Origin of the sequence: Pseudoduganella flava, from assembly GCF_007830495.1 — a bacterium.
Classification (GTDB): Bacteria; Pseudomonadota; Gammaproteobacteria; order Burkholderiales; family Burkholderiaceae_D; genus Rugamonas; species Rugamonas flava.
Window position 1 is genome coordinate 523482 of sequence record NZ_VLKW01000002.1, and the last position, 23058, is coordinate 546539.

18 protein-coding genes are annotated in these 23058 nt (G+C 65.5%); 7 read left to right on the forward strand and 11 right to left on the reverse strand.

The genetic code is table 11. From position 1 onward, the window contains the following. Positions 1 to 6: 6 nt before the first annotated feature. Together IP92_RS06610 and IP92_RS06615 are read left to right on the forward strand one after the other, a co-directional pair. Positions 7 to 714: a hypothetical protein gene (locus IP92_RS06610; protein WP_145873736.1), complete on the forward strand. Its 708-nt coding sequence runs from the start codon at positions 7 to 9 to the stop codon at positions 712 to 714. Further along, complete coding sequence (locus tag IP92_RS06615; protein ID WP_145873737.1) at positions 711 to 1541, forward strand: aldo/keto reductase; 831 nt, start codon at positions 711 to 713, stop codon at positions 1539 to 1541. Before IP92_RS06610 ends, IP92_RS06615 begins: the two co-directional genes overlap by 4 nt. Before the next feature lie 10 nt (positions 1542 to 1551). On the opposite strand, the gene IP92_RS06620 is transcribed toward IP92_RS06615, so the two are convergent. After that, on the reverse strand, positions 1552 to 2325 hold the full coding sequence (locus IP92_RS06620) for a MipA/OmpV family protein (RefSeq protein WP_145873738.1): 774 nt from the start codon (positions 2323 to 2325) through the stop codon (positions 1552 to 1554). Between the two features lie 348 nt (positions 2326 to 2673). Here IP92_RS06620 and IP92_RS06625 point away from each other — a divergent pair, with 348 nt between their 5' ends. Both IP92_RS06625 and IP92_RS06630 read left to right on the forward strand, forming a co-directional pair. Further along, entirely contained in the window at positions 2674 to 3342 is a 669-nt protein-coding gene (locus tag IP92_RS06625; RefSeq protein WP_145873739.1) for a response regulator, read from the forward strand. Continuing rightward, the gene (locus IP92_RS06630; RefSeq protein WP_229418662.1) at positions 3339 to 4760 is read left to right on the forward strand and encodes an ATP-binding protein; all 1422 of its coding nucleotides are present in this window, start codon (positions 3339 to 3341) and stop codon (positions 4758 to 4760) included. The genes IP92_RS06625 and IP92_RS06630 overlap by 4 nt, the downstream gene beginning before the upstream one ends. On the opposite strand, the gene IP92_RS06635 is transcribed toward IP92_RS06630, so the two are convergent. From IP92_RS06635 to map, 4 genes are all read right to left on the reverse strand, one after another. Next, positions 4757 to 5692, reverse strand: a complete 936-nt coding sequence (locus tag IP92_RS06635; protein ID WP_229418663.1) for a flagellar brake protein — start codon at positions 5690 to 5692, stop codon at positions 4757 to 4759. The genes IP92_RS06630 and IP92_RS06635 overlap by 4 nt on opposite strands. An 86-nt stretch (positions 5693 to 5778) precedes the next feature. Continuing rightward, positions 5779 to 6540, reverse strand: coding sequence for a pseudouridine synthase (locus tag IP92_RS06640; RefSeq protein WP_260070651.1), 762 nt, complete (start codon positions 6538 to 6540; stop codon positions 5779 to 5781). Between the two features lie 6 nt (positions 6541 to 6546). Beyond that, entirely contained in the window at positions 6547 to 9135 is a 2589-nt protein-coding gene (locus IP92_RS06645; protein ID WP_145873741.1) for a [protein-PII] uridylyltransferase, read from the reverse strand. A gap of 4 nt (positions 9136 to 9139) precedes the next feature. Beyond that, positions 9140 to 9973: a type I methionyl aminopeptidase gene (gene map / locus IP92_RS06650; RefSeq protein ID WP_145873742.1), complete on the reverse strand. Its 834-nt coding sequence runs from the start codon at positions 9971 to 9973 to the stop codon at positions 9140 to 9142. 561 nt (positions 9974 to 10534) lie between these two features. On the opposite strand from map, the gene IP92_RS06655 reads away from it, so the two are divergent. Beyond that, positions 10535 to 13399, forward strand: coding sequence for a TonB-dependent receptor domain-containing protein (locus IP92_RS06655; protein ID WP_145873743.1), 2865 nt, complete (start codon positions 10535 to 10537; stop codon positions 13397 to 13399). 84 nt (positions 13400 to 13483) lie between these two features. Here the strand turns inward: IP92_RS06655 and IP92_RS06660 are convergent, their stop codons facing one another. From IP92_RS06660 to IP92_RS06670, 3 genes are all read right to left on the reverse strand, one after another. After that, the gene (locus tag IP92_RS06660; protein ID WP_158206680.1) at positions 13484 to 14194 is read right to left on the reverse strand and encodes an MHFG family PEP-CTERM protein; all 711 of its coding nucleotides are present in this window, start codon (positions 14192 to 14194) and stop codon (positions 13484 to 13486) included. Between the two features lie 122 nt (positions 14195 to 14316). Next, positions 14317 to 15636, reverse strand: a complete 1320-nt coding sequence (locus IP92_RS06665; RefSeq protein ID WP_229418664.1) for an extracellular catalytic domain type 1 short-chain-length polyhydroxyalkanoate depolymerase — start codon at positions 15634 to 15636, stop codon at positions 14317 to 14319. Positions 15637 to 15706: 70 nt separating this feature from the next. Beyond that, the gene (locus tag IP92_RS06670; RefSeq protein WP_145873745.1) at positions 15707 to 16114 is read right to left on the reverse strand and encodes a ribbon-helix-helix domain-containing protein; all 408 of its coding nucleotides are present in this window, start codon (positions 16112 to 16114) and stop codon (positions 15707 to 15709) included. A gap of 455 nt (positions 16115 to 16569) precedes the next feature. On the opposite strand from IP92_RS06670, the gene IP92_RS06675 reads away from it, so the two are divergent. Beyond that, positions 16570 to 19455, forward strand: a complete 2886-nt coding sequence (locus tag IP92_RS06675; protein ID WP_145873746.1) for a TonB-dependent receptor domain-containing protein — start codon at positions 16570 to 16572, stop codon at positions 19453 to 19455. Positions 19456 to 19525: 70 nt separating this feature from the next. Here the strand turns inward: IP92_RS06675 and IP92_RS06680 are convergent, their stop codons facing one another. Further along, entirely contained in the window at positions 19526 to 20056 is a 531-nt protein-coding gene (locus IP92_RS06680) for a hypothetical protein (RefSeq protein WP_145873747.1), read from the reverse strand. A 32-nt stretch (positions 20057 to 20088) separates the two neighbouring features. After that, the gene (locus IP92_RS06685) at positions 20089 to 20628 is read right to left on the reverse strand and encodes a lysozyme (RefSeq protein WP_229418665.1); all 540 of its coding nucleotides are present in this window, start codon (positions 20626 to 20628) and stop codon (positions 20089 to 20091) included. A 247-nt stretch (positions 20629 to 20875) separates the two neighbouring features. Between IP92_RS06685 and IP92_RS06690 the strand changes: the two genes are divergently transcribed. Further along, on the forward strand, positions 20876 to 22474 hold the full coding sequence (locus tag IP92_RS06690) for a sialidase family protein (protein ID WP_145873748.1): 1599 nt from the start codon (positions 20876 to 20878) through the stop codon (positions 22472 to 22474). 39 nt (positions 22475 to 22513) lie between these two features. Here IP92_RS06690 and IP92_RS06695 read toward each other — a convergent pair whose 3' ends face one another. Further along, positions 22514 to 22840, reverse strand: coding sequence for a hypothetical protein (locus IP92_RS06695; protein ID WP_145873749.1), 327 nt, complete (start codon positions 22838 to 22840; stop codon positions 22514 to 22516). Positions 22841 to 23058 lie beyond the last annotated feature (218 nt).

Below are 23058 nucleotides of genomic sequence, written 5' to 3' on the forward strand. Positions count from 1 at the left end.
GACGCGATGACGGCGGCCGACATCCTCAACGCCGCCGTCGCCGCCCTCGCGTTGCTGGGCGCCGCGCCATGGCGCCTGCTGCTGGCGGCTGCCATCTTCCTCGCGGTAGCCGAGGGCCTGATGTTCATTCCCCGCGCGGGCTTCGTGCTCAAGCAATGCGTCGCGGCGCTGCTGGCGGTGCAGGTGCTGGCGATGTTCCGCGTGGCCGCGCTGGGCGAGCCGCCGCCGCTCGCCATCCTTCTCGACACTGCGTGGCTGGCGCCGTCGACCATCCTTGTGCTGTGGCTGTGCGCCTTGCTTCCTTTCGCGCTGGGTCTCGCGGTGCTGGCCATGCGCCTGGGCCGGCCGGGCGTACGCTTCTTCTTCGGCAGCGTGCTGCGCGACCGGCCGCCCCCCATCCGCGAGTTCATGTACGCCAAGCTCGTGATGACGGTGGCGGCGCTGCCGTTCACGTTCGTCGCGCCCGGCGTCGTGCTGAAGGGGTATATTGGCTGGAACGCGCTGGAACAGGGGCTGCTTGCCGCGCTGCTGTACTGGCAGGCGCCCGCGGTGATGTTGGTGCTGTCGCTGGCTTTCGAGACGCTGACAGCCGGCCTGCAGAAGGTATTGCCGCGCCGTTCCGGTGCGGTGCTGGTGCTGGTATCGCTGCTGTGCTTCGTGCTGTTCCTGTTTGCCTTTACCTACACACTTTCCGCGAAGGCGTTCGGCATATGAATCGCATCGACAGTCACAGGCTGGGGCAGGGTACATGGGCCATGGGTGAGCACGCGTCGCGCCGCGACGACGAGGTGCGTGCGTTGCGCCTCGGCCTCGACCTGGGCATCACGCTGATCGACACGGCCGAGATGTATGGCGAAGGCGGCGCCGAGCGCATCGTCGGCGCGGCGATCGCCGGCCGGCGCGACGAGGTGACGATCGTCAGCAAGGTCTATCCGCACAACGCGGGTTACGACGACGTGCAGCGTGCCTGCGAGCGCAGCCTGGCGCGCCTCGGCACCGACCGCATCGACCTGTACCTGCTGCACTGGCGCGGCGGCGTGCCGCTGGCCGAAACGCTGGAGGGCTTCGAAGCGCTGCGCCAGGCCGGCAAGATCCGCGCGTACGGCGTCAGCAACTTCGACCGGGCCGACATGGAGGAGGCCTGGCACCTGCCCGGCGGCCCGGCGATCGCGGCAAACCAGGTGCTGTACAACCTGCGCCGGCGCGGCATCGAATACGACCTGTTGCCGTGGTGCCGCACGCACGGCATTCCCGTGATGGCGTACTCGCCGCTGGAGTCGGACCGACGCGAGCAGCGCCGCCTGTTTGACGATCGGGTGCTGCGCGAGGTGGCGCAGCGGCACGGCGCCACGCCTGCCCAGATCGCGCTGGCATGGCTGTGCAGGCAGGATGGCGTCGTCGCGATCCCGAAGGCCGTCAACCCCGAGCACGTGCGGGCCAACCGCGCCGCGCTGGACATCGTGCTGACTGACGACGACGTGGCGCTGCTCGATACCGCCTTCCCGCCGCCGCGCGGGCCGGTGCCGCTGGACGTGCTGTGAGCGGGTATCGTCAGAAGCTGTAGGTGGCAAACAGGGCGCCCGTCGCCGACCGGTCCTTCTTCGAGATCGGGCTGGCTGCCGCGTCGCGCACGAGCGTGACGACACCGGCCGTGGCGGTCATCCCCCAGCGCTTGTCGAACTGGTGGCGCCACGTCATCGTCAGCTCCATCTCGTGCAGGCCCGCGTTGGGGCGGTACGCGCGGTAGCCGGAGCGGGCGGACTGCTGCGCACTGACGCCATAGTAGGTCTGCATGTAATCGCGGTCACCCAGCTTTGCAGCAAGGCTCATCGTCACGTGGTCGCGCTCCTGCTGGAACAGCGTGCCCGTCAGGCCGACGCCGAGCGCGCGGCCGTTCTCCCGGTGCGACAGCGGCAGTTCGGTGTGCAGCTCCAGCTCGAGGCCGTCGACGACGCTCCAGCTGGCGCCGAGGACGGCGGTGGTGCCGCCCTTCACGTCGCCCATGCCGCGCAGCGCGGGGCTGCCGCTGGCACCGCCGACGCCATTGCGATTCTTCTCCGCGCGCTCGCCGCGATACCCCAGCGCCGCCGACAGATGCACCGGCCCCACCGCTTGCCCGTAGCCGATGCCGCGCATCGTGCTGGCATAGAAGCCGTTGGCCATCTGGTAGTCGATCCCGACGAGCGGGCCGATCACGTAGTCGTCCGCGCCCGAGTAGCGGGCGGCGCCAGCGATGCCGCCGGCCAGTGTCAGCACATTGTCTTCGGCCCTCGCCAAGGTGGCGCAGGCAAGGAGGAGGGCGGCGGTCAGGCAGTTCCGGTTCATTGCGTATCCCAAAAGTTTCAGAGCCGCCAGTGTCGCGAGCGCGCATGAAGTGAACCTGATCCGCGGATGAAGAGAAGATGAAGGCAAAACCCCGGCTGAGCTGGTCGCTAAACAACAAGGGACTGTCCCCGAATTTTGGAAATTTTATTGCGTGTGCCATGGGGCGCTTGACGATGGCGCTCAAGTTGTGATGCGTTGCGTGCCGTTCGCTGCGAGTTCTCGCGACAGGTCAAAGCGGGGCGCAAAATGTTTCCAAATTCGAGGGACAGTCCCTCGAATTTGGAAACATTGCCGGCGGGCTCGCTCGTCTTTAGGCTTTCTTCAGTCGCGTCTGGTCTAATAGCGGCCATGAAGATACTGCTGATCGAAGACGACCTGGATCTGGGGAACGGCGTGCGCATTGCTTTGGCTGACCAGGGCATGGATGTGGTGTGGGTGCGGCATCTGCAGGCGGCGGACGAGTACCTCGATGGCGAGCGCTGCGATCTCGTGCTGCTCGATCTCGGCCTGCCCGATGGCGACGGCCTGCACCTGCTGGCGCGCCTGCGTCGCGGCCGCAGCGATTTGCCAGTGCTGATCCTGTCGGCGCGCGATGCGCTGCAGGACCGCCTGCTGGGCCTCGATACCGGCGCCGACGATTACCTCGTCAAGCCGTTCGAGCTGGCCGAGCTGCTGTCGCGGGTGCGCGCGCTGGCGCGGCGCAGCTATGGCTTCGACGGCACGACGCTGGAGCTGCGCGGCCTGTGCCTGCACGTGCCGACGCGCCGCGTGACGGTGCAGGGCCGGCCGGTCGACCTGACGGCGTGCGAGTACGTGCTGTTGAAAACGCTGGTGATGCGGGCGGACCGCGTCGTCACGCGCCGCTGCCTGGAGGAGCAGGCGCTGCCCGGCTCGCAGGCCAATGCCAGCAATTCGCTCGACGTGCACATCGCGAATCTGCGCCGCAAGGTCGGCGAGGGCTATATCCGCACGGTGCGTGGCGTCGGCTACGTGATCGACCAGGAGCCGGCGCGATGATGGCGCTGCGCACGTACTGTGCCGCCTTGGTGGGACCGAGCCTGATGCGCCGGCTGCTGCTCGCCCAGGTCGCGTTGCTGGCGCTGTTGTGGAGCCTGGGCGTCGGTTTTGTCGCCTACGAGGGCGGGCAGGACGAGGCCTCGCTGAAAGAGGACAGGCTGTACGACGCCGTGCTTGCCGTGGCCGACCACCTGGCGGACCAGCCGGCGCGCCAGCTCGACGCGTTCCGCCACGTCGAGCTCGCGCTCGGCGAGGAAATCGACGCCGGCCTCGGACCGAAGCTCGTGTTCGAGCAGGGTGGCCGCGTGCTGTACCGCAGCGCGGGCGCGCCCGAGCACCTGACGACGCGGCGGATCGGTGCGATCGAAATGCTGCACGCGGACGGAAAGAAATGGCGGGCACGCACGAAGGTCTCGCCGCGCACCGGGCTGCGCATGACGCTGATCGTGCCGGCCGACCCGTTCAGCATCTTCATCACGCTCAACTCGCACGGGCTGTACCTGCTGCCGCTGTTGATCAGCATTCCGTTCCTGCTGATTCCCGCGTGGCTGTCGATCCGGCTGGCGCTGCGGCCATGGAATCGCGTCGCGGCGGAAGTGGCGTCGCGCGGGCCGCGCGACCTGGCGCCGCTGGCGTTCCGGCCGCGCCACCGCGAACTGGCCGGGATGGTCGAGAACATCAACTCGCTGATGCGCCGCCTGCAAGAGGCCAGTGAACGCGAGCGCGCCTTCATCGCCGACGCGGCGCATGAACTGCGTACCCCGCTGGCGGCGATGCGCGTCAATGTCGAGGCATTGCAGGCGCAGGCCGTCGAGCCGCGCCAGCGCGAGCTGCTCGCCGGCGTCGTCAGCGGCGTGGCGCGCGCCACGCGCCTCGTCGGCCAGTTGCTGAACCTGATGCGCAGCGACGCGTCGCGCCCCGAACAAGCGGGCCCCGTCGCGCTGGACGAGCTGCTGCAGGACCGCATGGCCACACTGTCCGGCATCGCCGACACGCGCGGCGTCGAACTGGCGCTGGCCGCCGAGCCGGGCCTCGCGGTGCATGGCTGGCGCGAGAGCCTGACGTCGCTGATCGACAACCTCGTCGACAACGCCATCAAGTACAGCCCCGACGGCGGAACGGTCGACGTGCGCCTCGCCCGCGATGGCGACATGGCCGTGCTGACGGTGGCCGATGAGGGCCCTGGCATCGATGCGGCACTGCGCGAACGCGTGTTCGACCGCTTCTTCCGCGATCCCCGCCAGACACAGAGCGGCAGCGGGCTCGGATTGTCCATCGTGCTGGCCGCCGTGCAGCGGCACGGTGGCGCGGTCGTATTGGAAGAAGCGCGGGAGGAAGAGAGGGAGGGCGCCGGCCTGCTGGCGCGGGTGCGCTTGCCGTTGGCAGCGCAGGCCGGGCTGGCGGCGCCGGCGGGTTAGCGGCGCGCCAACGTCATGCGGCTGATCGCCTTGTCGATCTCGGCCTGCATGGCCGGCGACAGGTTGACGAAGCGGCAGCCGATCTGCACCTGCTCACCCAGCAGGAACGAGCGGAAGCGGCGCGCCAGGCGGATTTCCAGGTCGCAGATGACGACGGCGTCACCCAGCTCGAGCCGCACCCGTTGCAGCTTGCGGCCGGGATGCAGGCCGGTCGCTTCGCGCGGCGAGCAGCGCATGCCGATGCCGCCGACTGCCACATCGTACAGCTGCAATTCATACGGATTGCCGAACAGGACGAACGACGCAAGGAAATTGCCGGCCAGCGGCGTTTCCAGCCGGTTGGCCGAGCGGCGGTTCAAGACCGTGCAATGGGTGGGGAAGTCGGCCGGCACGTGGCCGGGCTGGCCCGGCAGCGGCGTCCACGTGGACGTCAGCTCGAACTGGAAGCGCGCCGCGTCGAGCCACGTGACGAACGTGCAGCGGCCCGGCGGCAAGCTTGCGCCGTGGTCCAGCTCCAACGTGAAGCGGGACGACTCGGGGTCCACGGACGCGATCCGCGCCAGCACCGGTTCGGCGCCGGCCGGGTAGATCGTCACGGGCCGGCCCTGTTCGGCCAGGCGCTGCAGCGATTCGCCGATCGCCTCCGCGTCGGTCATCTCGTGCGACGCGGCCGAGATCGCGATCCGTTCGACGATGTCGGACGGCCGCAGGGGCAGACGGCCCGAACCCTGGCCGGGATTGGCGCCGGCGGCTACATCGTTGTTCGCTATCGACAGGTTGCTCATTGCTTCCCCTTTGATGTACCCCTTCAGGCCGCCGCGGAACACCCGCAGCGCGGTCCATTTCGGGCGCAGTTGTGCGCTGAACTTGCGTACAGCCGGCGATTCCAGCCATGAGAGGCGCTCGCGTTGGGTCTTGGCAGGTGCTTTCATGGCATTTGGCGGTGGTCAGCGCACTAGGATAGCAGCATTTGGTACATCTGAAACAACGATTGTTGCAACAAGGCTATAAACGCAGATCAAAATCTTTCGTCGGCGTTCAGGTAGCGCCATTGGCCGGTCGGCAATTCGCCCAGCTTCACGCGGCCGATCCGCACCCGTTTCAGGCCGATCACCTTCAGGCCGACCATCTCGCACATGCGGCGGATCTGCCGTTTCTTCCCCTCGCGCAGCGTGAACGACAGCTGATCGTCGTTCTGCCAGCGCACCTTCGCCGGCAGCAGCGGTTTGCCGTCCATCCACAGGCCGTGGTTCAGCTTTTTCAGGTCCGCGTCCGGCAGCTTGCCCGGTTTGGTGTACTGTACGCGCACCAGGTATTCCTTGTCGATCTCGGTATCCTGGCCGATCAGGTGCTTCGCGATGCGGCCGTCCTGCGTCAGCACGAGCAGGCCGACCGAGTCGATGTCGAGCCGGCCCGCCGGCACCAGGCTTTTCAGCTGGGTCGGGTGGAACTGCTCCGGCGACGTGTCGCCGCTCCAGCGGTTTTCCGGCCGGATCAGCGTGACGGCCGGCTTGTAGCCATCCTCGGCCTGGCCGCTGACGTAGCCCATCGGCTTGTTGATCAGGATGGTCACCCGCTTGCTTTGCTCGGCGGCGGCCTGCCGCTCGACGGTGACTTTCTGGCTCGGGTACACCTTCGTGCCCAGTTCGGACACGACCTTGCCATCCACGCGGACCCACCCCTTGGCGATCCACTCATCGGCTTCGCGCCGGGAACACAGGCCCAGTTCGGACATGCGTTTCGACAGCCGTAACAAAGATTGTTCAAAATTCGCAGACATCAGACTTCAGACTTTCAGGGCTTCCAGTAAATCGGTTTCAAGCTGGATCTGCGTGCGCGCGTTCGCCAGGCTCGCGCCATCGACGATGAACACGTCCTCGACGCGCTCGCCCAGCGTCATGATCTTCGCGGTGTGCAGGTTGACGCGGTACTTCGTCAGCACGTTCGCGATCGAGTAGAGCAGGCCGGTGCGGTCGTTCGCCGTCACCGACAGCAGGTAGTACTGGCCCCGTTCGTCCGGCCGCAGGTCCACCGTCGGCTGGATCGGGAACGTCCGCGACAGCCGCGACAGCCGGCCGCGCACTGGCGGCTGCAACGGTTCCTGCGATTGCAGCAGGTCGCACAGCTCGTGTTCGATCAGGCTGATGATGTCGCGGTAGCTCTTCGCGAAACTCTGCTCCGTGACGAGGAACGTATCCAGCGCGTAGCCGTGCTTCGTCGTGTGGATCTTCGCATCGAGGATCGAGAAGTTCTTGCGATCGAAGTAGCCGCAGATGCGCGCGAACAGGTCCGGCTGGTCCTGGATGTAGACGGCGATCTGCAAGCCTTCGCCGATCGGCGCCAGCCGGCATTTGACGACCGGCTTCTCGCTGTTCAGGCGATCGTACAGCGCGCGCGTCTGCCAGGCGATGTCGGAGGCGTCGTGGCGCAGGAAGTACGCCATGTCCAGCTGCCGCCACAACGGCTCGTGCGCCTGCGGCGGCAGGCCATACAGCCGCAACGTGGCCAGCGCTTCCTGCTGGCGGTTCTTCAGTTCGCGGTCCGCCGAATGGGGCTCGCCGCCCAGCACCCGCAGCGTCATCTTGTACAGGTCTTCCAGCAGCTTGGCCTTCCACGCGTTCCACACCTTCGGGCTGGTGCCGCGGATGTCCGCCACCGTCAGCAGGTACAGACCCGTGAGGTGGCGCTCGTCCTTCACCGTCTTCGCGAACGCCGCGATCACGTCCGGATCGGACAGGTCCTGCTTCTGCGCCACCTGCGACATCGTCAGGTGCTGCTCGACGAGGAAGGCGACCAGCTCCGTCTCCTCGGTGCCCATGCCGTGGTCCTGGCAGAACTGCACCGCATCGGCCACGCCCAGCTTCGAATGGTCGCCGCCGCGGCCCTTGGCGATGTCGTGGAACAGCGCGGCCACGTACAGCAGCCAGTGCTGCGGGTAGTTCGCCATCAGCTGGCTGCAGAACGGGTATTCGTGCGCATGCTCCGTCATCGTGAAGCGGCGCATGTTCCGCACCACCATCATGATGTGCTGGTCCACCGTGTAGACGTGGAACAGGTCGTGCTGCATCTGGCCGACGATCTTGCGGAAGTTCGGCAGGTAGCGGCCCAGGATCGACAGCTCGTTCATGCGCCGCAGCGCGTGGATGATGCCGGAGGGCGCCTGCAGGATGCGCAGGAAGTAGGCGCGGTTGACCGGATCGGAGCGGAACGCCGCATCGATCCTGAAGCGCTCGTGCCACAGCGCCCGGGTGGCGCGCGCCGTGATCCCTTTCAGCGCGGGGCGTTCCGTCATCAGCACGAACGTTTCGAGGATGGCGGACGGCGTCTTTTCGTACACGTCGTCGCCGGCGATGTCGATGAAGCCGTTCACTTCGTTGAAGCGCTCGTTGATCGGGCGCGGCTCGCCGTCCTGCGGGAACAGCATCGCCTCGATGTTCTGCAGCAGGATCGTGTTCAGCTGCACGACGGTCTTCGCGGCCCAGTAGTAGCGCTGCATCAGGTATTCGCTGGCGCGGCGCATGTGGACGCCGCTGCCGGTCGTCTGCAGGCCCAGGCTCTCGGCGATCGCCGTCTGCACGTCGAACACGAGGCGGTCTTCGCGCCGGCCCGCGTGCAGGTGCAGGCGCACGCGGATGTCCTTGAACGCGCGCTCCTTTTCCATCAGCTGGCGGGCTTCGGTTTGCGTGATCAGGCCGCGCGTGGCCAGCGTGCGCCACGACGAAGCCAGGCCGGCCGCCTTGGCCACCCACAGGATCACCTGCAGGTCGCGCAGGCCGCCCGGGCTTTCCTTGCAATTGGGTTCGAGCGAGAACGCGGTGTCCTCGTACTTCGCGTGGCGCTGGCGCATCTCGCTGGTCTTCGCATGGAAGAACGCCTGCGGGTCCATCGCCGCGTCGTAGCGACGCTGCAGCTCCTCGAAGACGGCGCGGTTGCCCGTCACGAGCCGCGCTTCGAGCAGGCTCGTTTGCACGGTGATGTCGGCCGCCGATTCGGCCAGGCATTCTTCCACCGTGCGGATCGACGAACCGATCTCCAGGCCCAGGTCCCACAGCAGCTGCACGAATTCCTCGAGCCGGTGGCGGGTCGATTCGTCAGGCGGCTGGTGCAGCAGGATCAGCACGTCCACGTCGGAGCAGGGGAACAGCTCGCCGCGGCCATAGCCGCCCACGCCGACCAGCGCCGTTTCCGGGGGCAGGCCGGCCGCTTCCCACGCTTGCGTCAGCACCGCATCCACGCTCTGGCGCAGGCCGATCAGCAGCTTCTCGGGCTTGCCGTCGGCGCGGAACGTGGCGATGACGACCTGGCGGTCGGCCTTCAGGCGCAGCTTCAGCTGGCTGCGCAGCTGGTCGCGCGAGTCGATGGCGTGGGCGGACATGGCGTCAGGCCGCGGCCTTGGCGCCGGCGACGCTGTTGCCGATGAACGCCGGCGGCGGCGGGGTGCCGGCCGACACGGTCAGCACCTCGTAGCCCGTTTCCGTCACGAGCACCATGTGCTCCCACTGGGCCGACAGGCTGCGGTCCTTCGTCTTGATCGTCCAGCCGTCGCCCATTTCGCGGATCTCGCGGCGGCCCGCGTTGATCATCGGCTCGATCGTGAAGATCATGCCGGGCTTCAGTTCTTCGCCAGTGCCGGCTTTGCCGTAGTGCAGCACTTGCGGCTCCTCGTGGAACACCTTGCCGATGCCGTGGCCGCAGAACTCGCGCACCACGCTGTAGCCGGCCTTCTCGGCATGCAGCTGGATCGCATGGCCGATGTCGCCGAAGTGGTTGCCCGGCTTGACCTGGGCGATGCCGAGCCACATGCACTCATACGTGATTTCCGTCAGGCGCCTGGCCAGGATCGACGGCTCGCCGATGTAGAACATGCGGCTGTTGTCGCCGTGGTAGCCGTCCTTCGTGATGACGGTGATGTCCAGGTTCACCACGTCGCCGTTCTTCAGCACCTTGTCGCCGGGGATGCCGTGGCAGATCACGTCGTTGACGGACGTGCAGATCGCCTTCGGGTATGGCGTGTAGCCGGGCGGCGCGTAATTCAGCGGTGCTGGAACCGTGCCCTGCACGTTGACCATGTATTCGTGGCACAGGCGGTCCAGTTCGCCGGTGGTCACGCCCGGCTTGACGAACGGCGTGATGTAGTCGAGCACTTCGGCGCCCAGGCGGCCGGCAATGCGCATGCCTTCGATGTCTTCGGGGGTCTTGATCGAAATTGCCATATTAAAGTTTGTTCGGAGAGTGGGCAGCGGGCCCGCAGGAAACCCCGATTATAGCTGACGCTTACCGCCCCGATCCATGGTGCAAAAATTTGCCCGTTTGCAACAGTCCGTTCCACCTCGCGAGCGTCGGCGGCTCGGCAGTATGGTTTTTTTACCACAGTCAATTTCTGCAGTGACTGCACCATTTCGGGGCACTTTTTTGCTGAAACTTTAACGCTCCTCAAGCTTCCGCTTAACTTTTTCCGAACGGAAAAAATGTAGCAACTTGTCGCCATTCTTTACCTAACTTCACGCTTTTTACGTCCGTTTTGCAAGCGGGTTGTTCGTCCGGCAGGTGTGGGTTTGCACCAGTTCATTACAGATCGGCCCGGAAAAGGGCCGATCTGCGCGGTTCCTCGAAAAATGCACGATCTGAACAATCGTAACGATTTGTATTGACGTTGGCGTTTTGCAAGTGTTCTTATGGCAAATCCTGTCGGGACATGTTCCTACAAAGAATCATTAAAACGGCAGAGATTGAGAGCGCCTGAAAAGGTACCCCAAGTGTTTATTGGAGAAGTCATGCATCAACGCACCAAGATCGCGATTGCGGTCGCCATGGCACTGCCATCGCTGGCCCTCGCACAAGCCCAGTCCGAGCCGCTGCAGCGGGTTGAAGTCACGGGCTCTCGTATCCGCCAGGTCGACCTGGAGACCGCGCAGCCGGTCATGAAGGTCACCGCAGAGCAGATCCAGGCAACCGGCCTGATCACCGTCGGCGACATCCTGAACCAGATGACCGCCGTGGCCCCGCCGGCCTTCAGCAAGGGCGCCACCCTGACGTCGAACCGCGAAATGGGCGGCCAGTTCATCGACATGCGCAACCTAGGCGCGCAGCGCCTGCTGGTGCTGGTCGACGGCAAGCGCTGGACCCAGACCGTCGACGGCTACACCGACATCTCGACCGTTCCGTCGTCGATGATCGAGCGCATCGAAATCCTGAAGGATGGCGCCTCGGCGATCTACGGCTCCGACGCAATCGCCGGTGTCGTCAACATCATCCTGAAGAAGAAGCTCGAAGGCGGCCAGCTGAGCATCTACCGCGGCATCAACAAAGGTGGCGACGCGCGCAACGACGACGTCTCGCTGACCTACGGCGCGGCTTCCGACACGGCTTCGCTGATGTTCGGCCTGACCTACAGCAACCAGGGTACCGTGTGGGCGCGCGACCGTGCGATCACGTCGACCTCCTACGGCCCGGAACACGACACCGCCGGCCTGGGCGTCGGCCAGTTCGGCCGTATCCGTAACGTGACCGCCAGCGGCGCCGCCGGCAGCACGATCGACAAGATCCTGAACCACACCGGCACGTGGCAGAACCCGGGCGTCGGCGCCGATTCGCGCAACCCGGCGAACTACCACAACTACGGCAGCGGCGCACCGGACGACCTGTTCAACTCGACCAGCCAGATGATGTTCCAGGCACCGGTCAAGCTGACGTCGATCTTCACGAAGGGCACGATCGACCTGCCGAACAACATGAAGTTCTCGACGACGGCCATGTACGCGGACCGCCTGTCGACGACGCAGAACGCCGGCTACCCGGTGAACAGCCTGACGAAGGCGAACTTCCCGGTCTACATCAGCAAGGACAGCTACTACAACCCGTACGGCAACTCCGTCGCGGGCGCCGGCAACGGCCAGGACCTGTTCTTCTACCGCCGCACGATCGAAGTGCCGCGCGTGACGGAGAACCGCAACCAGACGATGCACATCGACATGACGCTGTCGGGCGAATTCAACGCCATCGGCCGCGACTTCAACTGGGACGTCGGCTACAACCGCAGCCAGGTGCGCGGCACCACGCACGGCACGGGTAACCTGAACCTGCTGAACCTGCGCAACGCGCTGGGCCCGTCGTTCAAGAACAACGCCGGCGCCGTGCAGTGCGGTACCCTGGCCAGCCCGATCCCGCTGTCGCAGTGCGTACCGTTCGACATCATCGGCGGCCCGAACGCCGCCACGCCGGAAGCGCTGGCCTACGTGTTCGCGACCGGCCAGGGTACCTACGGCAGCACCGTGAACAGCGCGACGGCGAACATCGCCGGCGAACTGTTCCAGCTGCCGGCAGGCGGCGTCGGCTTCGCCGGCGGCCTGGAGCACCGTGAAGTGCGCGGCTACGACGAGCCGGGCCAGCTGGAGCAATCCGGCTACTCGACCGACCTGGGCGCGAAGACGACCCGCGGCCGCTACACGGTGCGCGAAGCGTACCTGGAAGCGAACATCCCGGTCCTGAAGGATGTGTTCCTGGCCAAGTCGCTGTCGCTGGACCTGGCATCGCGCTACTCCGACTACAGCAACTTCGGCTCCACGACGAACAGCAAGGCATCGTTCATGTGGAAACCGATCGACGACCTGCTGGCACGCGGCACCTGGGCTGAAGGCTTCCGCGCCCCGGCACTGGGCGACACGTTCGGCGGCGGCGGCGCTTCTTACGACACGTACCTGGACATCTGCGACAGCCGCTACGGCCAGGCAGCGACGAACAGCGCCGTGGCAGCACGCTGCGCGGCTGCGGGCGTGCCGACGGGCTTCCGTCAGGTGAACGCGACCGGCGCACCGGTTGCCGGTGGCGGCTCCCAGACCCCGTTCCCGTTCGATACGGGTGTGGGTAACAACAGCCTGCGTCCGGAAACGGCGAAGAGCAAGACGCTGGGTCTGGTGTACAGCCCGTCCTACGTCAAGGGCCTGACCGCGACGATCGACTGGTTCAAGATCCAGGTGGAGAACCGCATTGTCGACGTGACGACCAAGTACACCCTGGAGCAGTGCTACCTGTACGGCGTTTCGGACTTCTGCAACAACGTCACGCGTGGCGCAACCGGCCAGATCACGAACCTGCGTCGTGGCAACCTGAACCTGGGCAGCCTGGAGACGGAAGGTGTCGACTTCGGCATCAACTACCGTCTGCCGCGTAACGCCTACGGTCAGTTCACCGTGCGTTCGGAATCGACCTGGGTCAAGTCGTACAAGATCAAGTCGACCGCGGACACCGACTGGGTCGAGTACAACGGCGAGTACCTGTACAACCGCCTGAAGTCGAACCTGTCGCTGGACTGGAACCTGGGCAACTGGAACGCAACGTACACGATGCGTTACCAGTCGGGCGTGAAGGATGATTGCTGGGATTCCGCCGAGGGTGTCGAGTGCTCGAACCCGGATGGCGAAGCAAGCTTCGGCGCCTACAACAAGCTGGGTTCGGTAACGTACTCCGACGTCAACGTCGGCTACGCGACCCCGTGGAAAGGCAAGATCCAGTTCGGTATCAACAACGTGTGGGGCAAGAAGCCGCGCATCGCGTACCGTACCAACTCGTCGGGCTCGGCAGTGGATCCGGACCTGCCGCTGGATCGCTTCTTCTACGTGCGTTACAACCAGTCGTTCTAATACAGAACAAGGCCGGCAACGGCCTGACTGGAACAAAAACCGCCGGGTTCGCCCGGCGGTTTTTTTATGGGCGCGACAATCGTGTCACCGGCAGCGGCGCCGGCGCACGCACCATGCGCAGGCGGCCAGGCCCGTCACCAGCATCGCCCATCCGGACGGTTCCGGCACCGGCGCCGGCGGCACCGGGTCCGTATGCCAGACCAGCGGCGGCGTGGGCTGCACCAGATCGCGCGCCGGCGGCGGCGTTTCGTCTTCCGGTTCGGCGGGCACCGGGTGGTCGGCAAGCCCCAGTTCGGTGCCCGTCGCCCAGTCGAACGGCTGCGGGCTCGGGACGGTGGGCGGTGGCGCGGGCAGCGTGATGTCCACCGTCACTGGCACCTTCGGCCGGATGCGCTCGATCCGGCTGACGTTGCCGCAGACGCGGGGAATCACGACGCAATGCTCGCCGCTGCAGTACACGGCCGCCGGCTCCGTGTGATCGGCCCGCCAGGCATGCCGGTTCACGGCGCGGCACAGCCGGGGCGGCGTGGCGCTGCCGCCGAAGTGCATGTCGCGGATTTCGTCGCGGTAGCGGAACTGTCCGTCGATGGTGTCGCGGCCGATGCGAACGTCGTCATCCGGCGTGCCGGCGGCGATGCGTTCGGCGATGCGCACGCGGTCGGCACGGGGGATGTCGCGGTAGCGCTCGAGGGCTGCCGCCACGGTGCCCCGGTAGGGATCCGCGCCCGGACGGTTCCACGAGCATTCGGGTTGCGTGAGGAGGGCCGCCGCCGCGGCTGCGAGCAGGATCTGCATAGGGCTCCCGAGTTGTGGAAAAGACATTTCCTCGGTGAACTCTATGCCGATTCGTTCAGCGTTTACTGGCGATCCTTATACCCTTTGAGATGGCGCAATAGCCAGCTGTGCAGTGGCGGAACTTAGGGCTGGCGCTTTGCCGTCACGGCGGCAAAGAATCGCACCATCTCACGGCTCGCATCCGGCCCGGTCGGATCCGTGTAGCTGCCGCTGGCGCTGCCGCCGGCCCACGCGTGGCCGCCGCCATGCAGTTCCCAGTGCTCCGCACGCGGGGTGCCGTCGCCGCCCTGGTACACGGTGCGCGTGTAGCGCCGCCCGCCGGTGGCCTTGCCCCGCACCACTTCGGAGTCGGTGCCGTGCCGATGCAAGCCGTCCTGCAGGATGGCCGCGCCGTTCTTCGGGTGCACCGTGCCGTCCTTGTCGCCATGGAAGACGATCAGCGGCGGCCCACCGCGCTTGTCCCCGCCTGGCGCGCCTTGCTTCATCGCCTGCAACGCCGAGGGCAGGTCGCGGGCCGCGCCGAACGGCAGGCCGGAATGCACGCCCACCGCCTTGAACACATCCGGATACAACGCGCCGACGACGACCGCCATCGCACCGCCGGCGGACAGGCCGGCAATGCTGACCTGGGCGGGATCGACTGCATACTCGGCCATCACCTGCCGGGCGATACCGGCGATGATCGCCGGTTCGCCGCGGCCGTGCTGCTGGTCGGCGGCGCTGAACCAGTTCCAGCAGCGCGAGCTGTTCGCCTGCTGCGACTGCGCGGGCCACGCGACCAGGCATCCCGTTTCCTCGGCAACCTGGTTCATCCGCGTGCCGGCCGCGAAATCGTCCGGGTCCTGCGTGCAGCCGTGCAGCATCACGATCAGCGGCATCGGCTGGCCCCGATAGGTGCTTGGGATGTACAGCTTGTAGCCGCGCGTGCCGGCCGTGCACGTGTAGCTGGCGCTGAGGAACTGCGCGCCCTCCGGCAACGGCGGCGGAGGAGGGCGCTTGCGCACGCCCGGCAAGTCGCCCGTCGCCAGGCTTTCGGGGAGGTTGATGCCTGCCTTTTTCAGCCACTCGGACATGTCGGGCTGCGCGCCCGCCAGGTCGCCTGTCGCGAGGCCTTCGGGTAGCTTGATGCCGGCCTTCTTCAGCCATCCCCCGATGTCGGGTTGCGCGCTCGGGCCGGTGTCGGGCGCCGCTTGCGCTTGTGGGCGTGCGGATGCTGCGCGTTTGCGCGCCTGCGCATAGGTGGGCGGCGCATTCAAGTCCTTCAGCGTCGCGTGCGCAGTCCCAGCATCGGTGCCGTCGAGTGCGTCGTCGGGCGTAGTGGCTGGCGCGGCGCCACCTGCCAAGGCCTGCTGGATCGCAGCCGTGGCGGCCAGCGGGCCGCCCTTCATCAGCTGCTCGGTTGCGGCCCGCAAGCGGGCCATCATTTCGGGATCGGGTTTCATGACGTGCCTTCCATAGATATGCCGCGTCGTAGCAGCGGGTCCGGCAGCCGTGGCCACCGATGATGGGTTGTCAGGTGATGCGCCCGGCCAGGGCCGCCTTCACGGCTGGGCTCGCATGCAGCGCGCCCAGCACGGCGATCGAGCCGATCGTCGCGGCCGCCAGCTCCGGCGTGACGTCCGGCGCGATCGATGCGAGGCCGAGCACGCGGATGTTCAGCATCGCGCCTTCCGCCTGCAGCGCTTCCAGCTCGGCCCGCGAAATATGTTGCAGACCCAGGACCAGCCGGTTCCGTTCGACGGTCTGGCGAATGATGTCCGCATGCTGGTTCAGCTGGTTGCGGATCGCCGTGCGGATCAGGTCCGAGCGGTTCGCATAAAAGCCTTGCTGCACGAGAAGGTCGATCTGGCCCAGGTCGACGGGGAACAGGTTGATCGTGATTTTTTCGGAGTCGGTCGGGCGGGGTTTGATGTCGGGCATAAGTTCTTTCACCATCCAAGTGGATGGTATATGGAGGGGTTTCAGGATACCACAAGGCCCCGCCCAGCGATTGTTTTTGGGCTGTCGTTGCTGGGACGGCGCTGCGCAATAAGTAGTTTCCCTCATCGGCCCGCGCTCGCGGGGCAGTTTGTAACTTGTTACAGGTGTTGCTTTACGTGGTCTTACAAGTGTTTCCGGGAAAGTCGTCGCTGCACAGCCGGAATCCTCCTTCCAATATCAATCCGCCAACTTCAACTGCCGCGAGATCGCCGCAGTTGTTACAGATGTAAAGCTAAGTAGTGTGGTTTTGACAGCAAATACGCAAAGTTGCCGCGTTGACACTTGCATTGTGCAAGTGCTCTGATGACAAGTCTGCTGGCGCGCAAACACCGCGTTGGCGGAGGTTGGAAAGAGCACCCACAAGGGACATAACGAGCACTTTTTTGGAGAAGTCCATGCATCAACGTACCAAGACTGCCGCGGCGGTCGCGCTGGCGCTGCACAGCTACGCCGCGCTGGCGCAGCAGGCCGCGTCCGATACCCCGGCCCGTGTCGAAATCACCGGCTCGCGCATTCGCCAGGTCGACCTGGAAACCGCACAGCCTGTGCTGAAGGTGACGGCCGAGCAGATCCAGAGCACCGGCCTCGTCACCGTCGGCGACATCCTGAACCAGCTGACGGCCGCCGCGCCGCCCGCGTTCAGCAAGGGCGCCACCCTGACGTCGAACCGCGAAATGGGCGGCCAGTTCATCGACATGCGCAATCTCGGTTCGGAACGGCTGCTGGTGCTGGTGGACGGCAAGCGCTGGACGCAGACGGTCGACGGCTACACGGACCTCTCCACGGTACCGAGCTCGATGATCGAGCGGATCGAAGTGCTGAAGGACGGCGCGTCGGCGATCTACGGCTCCGACGCGATCGCCGGCGTCGTCAACATCATCCTGAAGAAGCGCCTGGACGGCGGCCAGCTGTCCATCTACAAGGGCCAGAACAAGTCCGGCGACGGCGACAACGAGGACTTCTCGCTGTCGTATGGCGTCAATGGCGACAAGGGCTCGCTGATGTTCGGCCTGACCCACAGCAGCCAGGGCACCGTGTGGGCAAAGGACCGCGCGATCACGTCCACCACGTACGGCCCGGATCACGCGACCGACGGCCTCGGCGTCGGCGAATTCGGCCGCATCACGGCCGTGGGGCCGACCGGCGCGTCCGTCACGTCGGCCGCGGCGGGTGGCTTCAACAAGTACCTGAACCACACGGGCACCTGGGCGAACCCCGGCACCGGCAGCGCGTCGAACAATATCGCGAACTACCACGACTACGTGTCGACGAACGGCGACGACAAGTACAACTCGACCTCGCAGATGATGTTCCAGGCACCGGTGCGCCTGACGTCGATCTTCACCAAGGGCACGTTGGAACTGCCGAACGACATGCACTTCTCGACGACGGCGATGTTCGCCGAGCGCACGTCGAGCACGCAGAACGCCGGCTACCCGCTGAACAGCCTGACGAAGTCGAATTACCCCGTCTACGTGGATGCGGACAGCTACTACAACCCGTACGGCAACCAGGCGCTGGGCGCCGGGAACGGCCAGGACCTGTTCTTCTACCGCCGCCTCGTCGAGGTACCGCGCGTGACGGAGAACCGCAACCAGACCTTGCACGTCGACGCCACGCTCTCGGGCGCCTTCAACGCGCTGGGCCATGAATGGAACTGGGACGTGGGTTACAACCACAGCCAGGTGCGCGGCACGACGCACAGCACCGGCAACATCAACCTGATCAACCTGAAGAACGCACTCGGGCCATCGTTCATGAACGCCAGCGGCGTCGTGCAGTGCGGTACGGCGGCCAGCCCAATCCCGCTGTCGCAATGCGTGCCGTTCGATATCCTGGGCGGTCCGGGCGCCTCGACGCAGGCGGGCCTCGACTACATCATGTCGGTGGGGCAGGGCACGTACGGCAGCACCGTCAACAGCGCCACGGCCAACGTGACGGGCGAGCTGTTCACGCTGCCGGCGGGCGCGGTCGGCATCGCCGCGGGCCTGGAGCACCGCTCCGTCAGCGGCTACGACGAGCCGGGCCAGTTCGAACAATCTGGCTACTCGACCGACCTGGCCGCGTATTCGACGATCGGCAAGTACACGGTGAAGGAAGCGTACATCGAGGCGAACGTGCCCCTGGTGAAGGACGTCTTCCTCGTCAAGTCGCTGTCGCTGGACCTGGCATCGCGCTACTCCGACTACAGCAACTTCGGCAGCACGACGAACAGCAAGGTGTCGTTCATGTGGAAGCCGGTCGACGACCTGCTGGCCCGCGGCACGTGGGCGCAGGGCTTCCGCGCGCCGGCGCTGGGCGACACGTTCGGCGGCGGCTCGCAATCGTACGACACGTACCTGGACATCTGCGACAGCCGCTATGGCCAGGCCGCGACGAACCCCGCCGTCGCCTCCAGCTGCGCCGCGGCCGGCGTGCCGGCCACGTTCCGCCAGGTGAACGCCACCGGCGCCTACATCACGAGCACGGGCGGCTCGCAAACGCCGTACGCGTTCGACACCGGCGTCGGCAACGGCAACCTGCGCCCGGAAACGGCAACGACGAAGACGCTGGGCCTCGTGTGGAGCCCGTCGTTCGTGAAGGGCCTGACCACGTCGCTGGACTGGTTCAAGATCCACGTGGACGACCGCATCACGTCCGTGTCCGTCAAGTACACGCTGGAGCAGTGCTACCTGTACGGCGTGCAGGCGTTCTGCGACAACATCAAGCGCGACTCGACCGGCCAGATCACGAGCCTCTCGCGCGGCAACATGAACCTGGGCGCGCTCGAGACGGAAGGGCTGGACCTGGGCCTGCAATACCGCTTCCCACGTTCGCAATACGGCCAGTTCAACCTGCGTTCGGATACCACGTGGGTGAAGTCGTACAAGATCAAGAGCACGGCCGATTCCGACTGGGTCAGCTACGTGGGCGAGTACGGCTACAACCGCCTGAAGTCGAACCTGTCGCTGGACTGGACGCGGGGTAACTGGAACGCCACGTACACGATGCGCTACCAGAGCGCGGTGAAGGACGAGTGCTGGGATACGGACGTCGAGTGCTCGAACCCGGAAGGCGAGGCGAGCTTCGGCACCGGCTACAACCGCCTCGGTTCGCTGACCTACAGCGACCTGTCGGTGGGCTACGCAACGGCGTGGAAGGGCAAGATCATCGTCGGCATCAACAACCTGTTCGACAAGGCGCCGCGCATCACGTACTCGGGCCAGTCGTCGGGTACGTCGGTCGATCCGAACCTGCCGTTGGAGCGGTTCTTCTACGTGCGCTATAACCAGGCTTTCTAATGCGCCAGGCCTTTTAATGCGCCAGGCGTTCCGGCGCTGACGCGCCGGACGTTCCGATGCGCCGGCCGTACTAAGGCGCTTCGAACGGCATGAGGGCCCTCTGGACCTTATCGGGTTCAGCCTTGCCCGCCGGCCGCGGTTGCGGTTGGCGGGCTTTTTTGCCGGTTGCGTCAGCTTTGACCCTTACCGTGTCGAACAGCACGCCCTTCCACAAGATGACCAGATGATCGCTGTCGCGCACATAGGCGATCGTGCAGGTGAGGTCGATCACGGTCACGGGATTGGGAAGCCGGAGATTCTCCGCGCTTGCATGCACCTGATCGCGCAGATGCAATTCGGGTTCGACCCACTCGGCCGAGAGATCGGGATCCTCGCAAACGCGCGTGCCCAACTTGAAACTCGCTTCGCTGATTGAGGCGATTTTCCCGACCAGCTTGCGTGCTCCCCGTTCGTCGAGCGATGCGATCTCGGCATAGTCGAGCACCGAGGTCAGTTTCCATTTGCCGATGACGCTGAGATCGCGCGGATCATCGCTCGCGTCCGCGAGGGCAGGCTGCGTCATGAGTGCGCAGAAGGCAAGCGCCCCAATGATAATTCGCATGGCCCGGCTCGCGTGATTGTCAACAGAGCAGTTCATTTTTCAGCCCTCTCGTTATCGCTGTCCGATTGGAACGGGGCGCTCTCTTCGGCACGACGCTTCACCAGGCCCGGTGCGACCACGTACTTCTTCTTTCCGCCTTTGTTAATTTGCACACTGGTCATGCCTGAAATCAGCTTCGCGGCACCAGCGAAATCTCCCTTATTGGCCAGGACATATACGTCCCTGGCATTGCCACACCCTGCATTGAAGGTCAGGCTCACAAGAGCATCGAATTGGTCCTGGGTGAGCGCGGTTCTATCGACTCCCCGTCTGACATTACTTTCGGCTTGCCCGACGCGTTTGTCGAATTCCTTGTTGACTTCGTTGTCGCTGACCTTTCGGGCGAGTTCCTCCTCGCTGCAAACGCCGCGGTGAGCAAGAATGCCGGCACCCCAAGTGCAGTTTCCCTTGTCTTTGCCCATGTCGTTGTAGTAGTGCCGGATGACTTTTTCGGTATCGCGCATGCGTGTGCGTGCCGCTGGGCTCATGCGCATGCCGGCGTTTGCGGAAGGTGTGGCTGCTTCGGTAACCATGATCGCTCCTTGGGCTGAACTACGGAGCAGGTTACGCGCTTCAATCTGACGGAAGTTGACTGTGCGCAACTTCATTGTAGCGGGCCCACTGGCGGGGACCAACGGAAACCCTGCGGACTTCGCGCATCGGTGCCCGACGGTCACGGACTGCCTCATTCGCAACACTTGACCCTTTATTTATGAAATATATATTTCCGTATTGCAACACTCGCGCTACACTTGTTTCTTTTTGTAACCAAGAAGTTTCATGAAACAACTTAACCTAGCGCGTTCTGTGCGCCTGATCGCGGCATTTGCATTGACAGCCATGCTCGCCGGCTGTGTCACCAAGACGATCGCCACCGACCCGACCAAGGGCCCGGTCGCCCCGGGGCAAAGTCCCGTCGTGGTGAGCATCACCAGCAATACGGGCCAGATCCGCGGGTTCGATACGATCCGCCTGACCCGGTTCTCCGAGCCGGGGAATCCGATCGCGGCCCTGACGATCGACAAGTTCGAGCTGCGCCGCGTCGCACCGGGCATGGCGCGCGATACGGCGCTGTTCGTCGGCAGCCTGCCGGCCGGCAATTACATGTTCTCGGAACTCGTGGACGTGCGCAGCAACCAGAAGCTGAACGTGACGGGCCACCGCGCCAGCTCGCTGGGCAAGATCACGGTGACGGCCGACGCGCCCGTGGACCTGGGCCGGCTGATCGTCACACCGTTGAACAGCAAGGTGCTGTACGGCCGCAGCGCGCTCGTCCAGTCGAACGCCGACCTGCTGAAACGCTTTTCGCCCGACTACGCCCGGCTGTTCGCGGTGCCGGTGCGCGGCGGCTGGAGCGGTGCGCGTCCGGCCGACGATCATGTCGAGGAGTATGCGCTGGCGCGCCCGGTGGGGGCCGACTGCATGACCGAGATGGATGACGGCCGCGTCGTCGCCGCGAGCCGCCTCGGCGCCGTGCTGGTACGCGACAAGCATGCGCAGTGGAGCACGTTGCGCGGCCCGGGCATCGAATCGCTGTTGTGCGTGCTGCCGGTCACCTTGCCGGACGCGGACCTGCTCGCTGTCGGCGAGTTCGGCGCATTGCTGAAGCACGTGCCGGGGACGACGGCGCTGACTCCGGTCGACACCGGCAACCTCCCGCCCGGCAACCTGCTGCGCATCGCCGGTAATGCCGGCGCTGGCTGGTACGTGGCGCACCAGGATCGCGACCAAATCACCTTCTTCCACGCCACGCGGCTGGAAGGCGGCGACTGGAAACCCATCGGCCGCGAAAGCGTCAAGGCGGCATTCTGGGGCGGCGAGCGGCAAATGTTCATCTGGACGACGCGGACGGGCTTCGCCTACAGCCTGTACAAGGGGCCGATGCAACGCTACGACTTCGCCAGCGGTACGTGGAGCAAGCACCCGTTGCCGGACGGCCGCCGCCTGGTGGACTTGCAAGTCAGCCCGAACGGCCTGCTCAGCGTCGAGACGATCAAGGGCCGCATGAACATGTTCGGGAATGCCTACGTGTCGAACGACGATGGTCGCACGTGGACGGAAGCGGGCAGCAATCTCAAGGTGATCAGGTCGCCCGTGCTGCAGCTGCCGGACGGTACGATGCTGATGTACGCTTCCGTCGACACGTTCGGCAAGGTCGAGCTGCAGGCCAGCCGCGACGGCGGCAAGACGTGGACGCCGCGTCCGCCGCATGAGTACGCACGCATGATGGCGGCGCTGAAGTCGGGCACCGTGCTGCTGTACGACCAGGGCGACAGCGGCGTACTCACGATTCGGTCGTCGCAGGATGGCGGAGCGACGTGGACGCAGGAATACACCACCTTCGACAGCAACATCCTCGAGCTGCGCATGCCGAGGTAGCAAAGACCGCGGCCGCGCATCCGTGGTGCGGCCGCGACGTCAGCGCAGCTCCGGCGCATCCTTCGGCACGCCGTCCGTCGCCGTAAGATAACCCTCGTCGGCTGCCAGCCGGGCATCCTCGGGCAGGCTTTCATGGGCCCGGGAGCGGGCCAGCAGCACCTGCACGACATCGATCTTGTGGCGGATCGCCTCCGCCAACGCAGCGGCCGTCAGCGTTTCGGGCAGCATCAGCTCGCACGCTTCGGCTGCCCGCACGGCCGGGTGGTCGGCGGGGAGGGCGCTTGTCGCGCGGCCTTCGTCGCGCTCCAGCAGACGCAGTGCCTGGTGCAGGCCGCGCTCCAGTTCTTCCAGTCGGCTCGATTCCATGATGGTCCTCTCTCTAGCTCTCGGCAGTAGTCACCCGCGCAGCATACGCCGCGCCCACGTGCGATGCCGCCCGATTCCCGCGCATGATCCGCATCATCGAAATCCCCGATCCTTCCTGATGAGTTCCTTGTTATCAAATTGCAAGCGTGGGATAATGCAAACGATAACGATTCGCATTTGCGTGAGTCCGACTGTGGACCGAACGCGGTGCGCCAAAC

Bases quoted from the DNA above. Each gene is read 5' to 3' on its own strand.
- IP92_RS06620 (WP_145873738.1), bottom strand. From the start codon at position 2,325: ATGAACCGGAACTGCCTGACCGCCGCCCTCCTCCTTGCCTGCGCCACC.
- IP92_RS06640 (WP_260070651.1), bottom strand. From the start codon at position 6,540: ATGTCTGCGAATTTTGAACAATCTTTGTTACGGCTGTCGAAACGCATG.
- IP92_RS06680 (WP_145873747.1), bottom strand. From the start codon at position 20,056: ATGCGAATTATCATTGGGGCGCTTGCCTTCTGCGCACTCATGACGCAG.
- IP92_RS06610 (WP_145873736.1), top strand. From the start codon at position 7: ATGACGGCGGCCGACATCCTCAACGCCGCCGTCGCCGCCCTCGCGTTG.
- IP92_RS06660 (WP_158206680.1), bottom strand. From the start codon at position 14,194: ATGCAGATCCTGCTCGCAGCCGCGGCGGCGGCCCTCCTCACGCAACCC.
- IP92_RS06655 (WP_145873743.1), top strand. From the start codon at position 10,535: ATGCATCAACGCACCAAGATCGCGATTGCGGTCGCCATGGCACTGCCA.
- IP92_RS06615 (WP_145873737.1), top strand. From the start codon at position 711: ATGAATCGCATCGACAGTCACAGGCTGGGGCAGGGTACATGGGCCATG.
- IP92_RS06695 (WP_145873749.1), bottom strand. From the start codon at position 22,840: ATGGAATCGAGCCGACTGGAAGAACTGGAGCGCGGCCTGCACCAGGCA.
- IP92_RS06665 (WP_229418664.1), bottom strand. From the start codon at position 15,636: ATGAAACCCGATCCCGAAATGATGGCCCGCTTGCGGGCCGCAACCGAG.
- IP92_RS06685 (WP_229418665.1), bottom strand. From the start codon at position 20,628: ATGGTTACCGAAGCAGCCACACCTTCCGCAAACGCCGGCATGCGCATG.
- IP92_RS06645 (WP_145873741.1), bottom strand. From the start codon at position 9,135: ATGTCCGCCCACGCCATCGACTCGCGCGACCAGCTGCGCAGCCAGCTG.
- IP92_RS06670 (WP_145873745.1), bottom strand. From the start codon at position 16,114: ATGCCCGACATCAAACCCCGCCCGACCGACTCCGAAAAAATCACGATC.
- IP92_RS06690 (WP_145873748.1), top strand. From the start codon at position 20,876: ATGAAACAACTTAACCTAGCGCGTTCTGTGCGCCTGATCGCGGCATTT.
- IP92_RS06625 (WP_145873739.1), top strand. From the start codon at position 2,674: ATGAAGATACTGCTGATCGAAGACGACCTGGATCTGGGGAACGGCGTG.
- IP92_RS06635 (WP_229418663.1), bottom strand. From the start codon at position 5,692: ATGAAAGCACCTGCCAAGACCCAACGCGAGCGCCTCTCATGGCTGGAA.
- IP92_RS06675 (WP_145873746.1), top strand. From the start codon at position 16,570: ATGCATCAACGTACCAAGACTGCCGCGGCGGTCGCGCTGGCGCTGCAC.
- IP92_RS06630 (WP_229418662.1), top strand. From the start codon at position 3,339: ATGATGGCGCTGCGCACGTACTGTGCCGCCTTGGTGGGACCGAGCCTG.
- map (WP_145873742.1), bottom strand. From the start codon at position 9,973: ATGGCAATTTCGATCAAGACCCCCGAAGACATCGAAGGCATGCGCATT.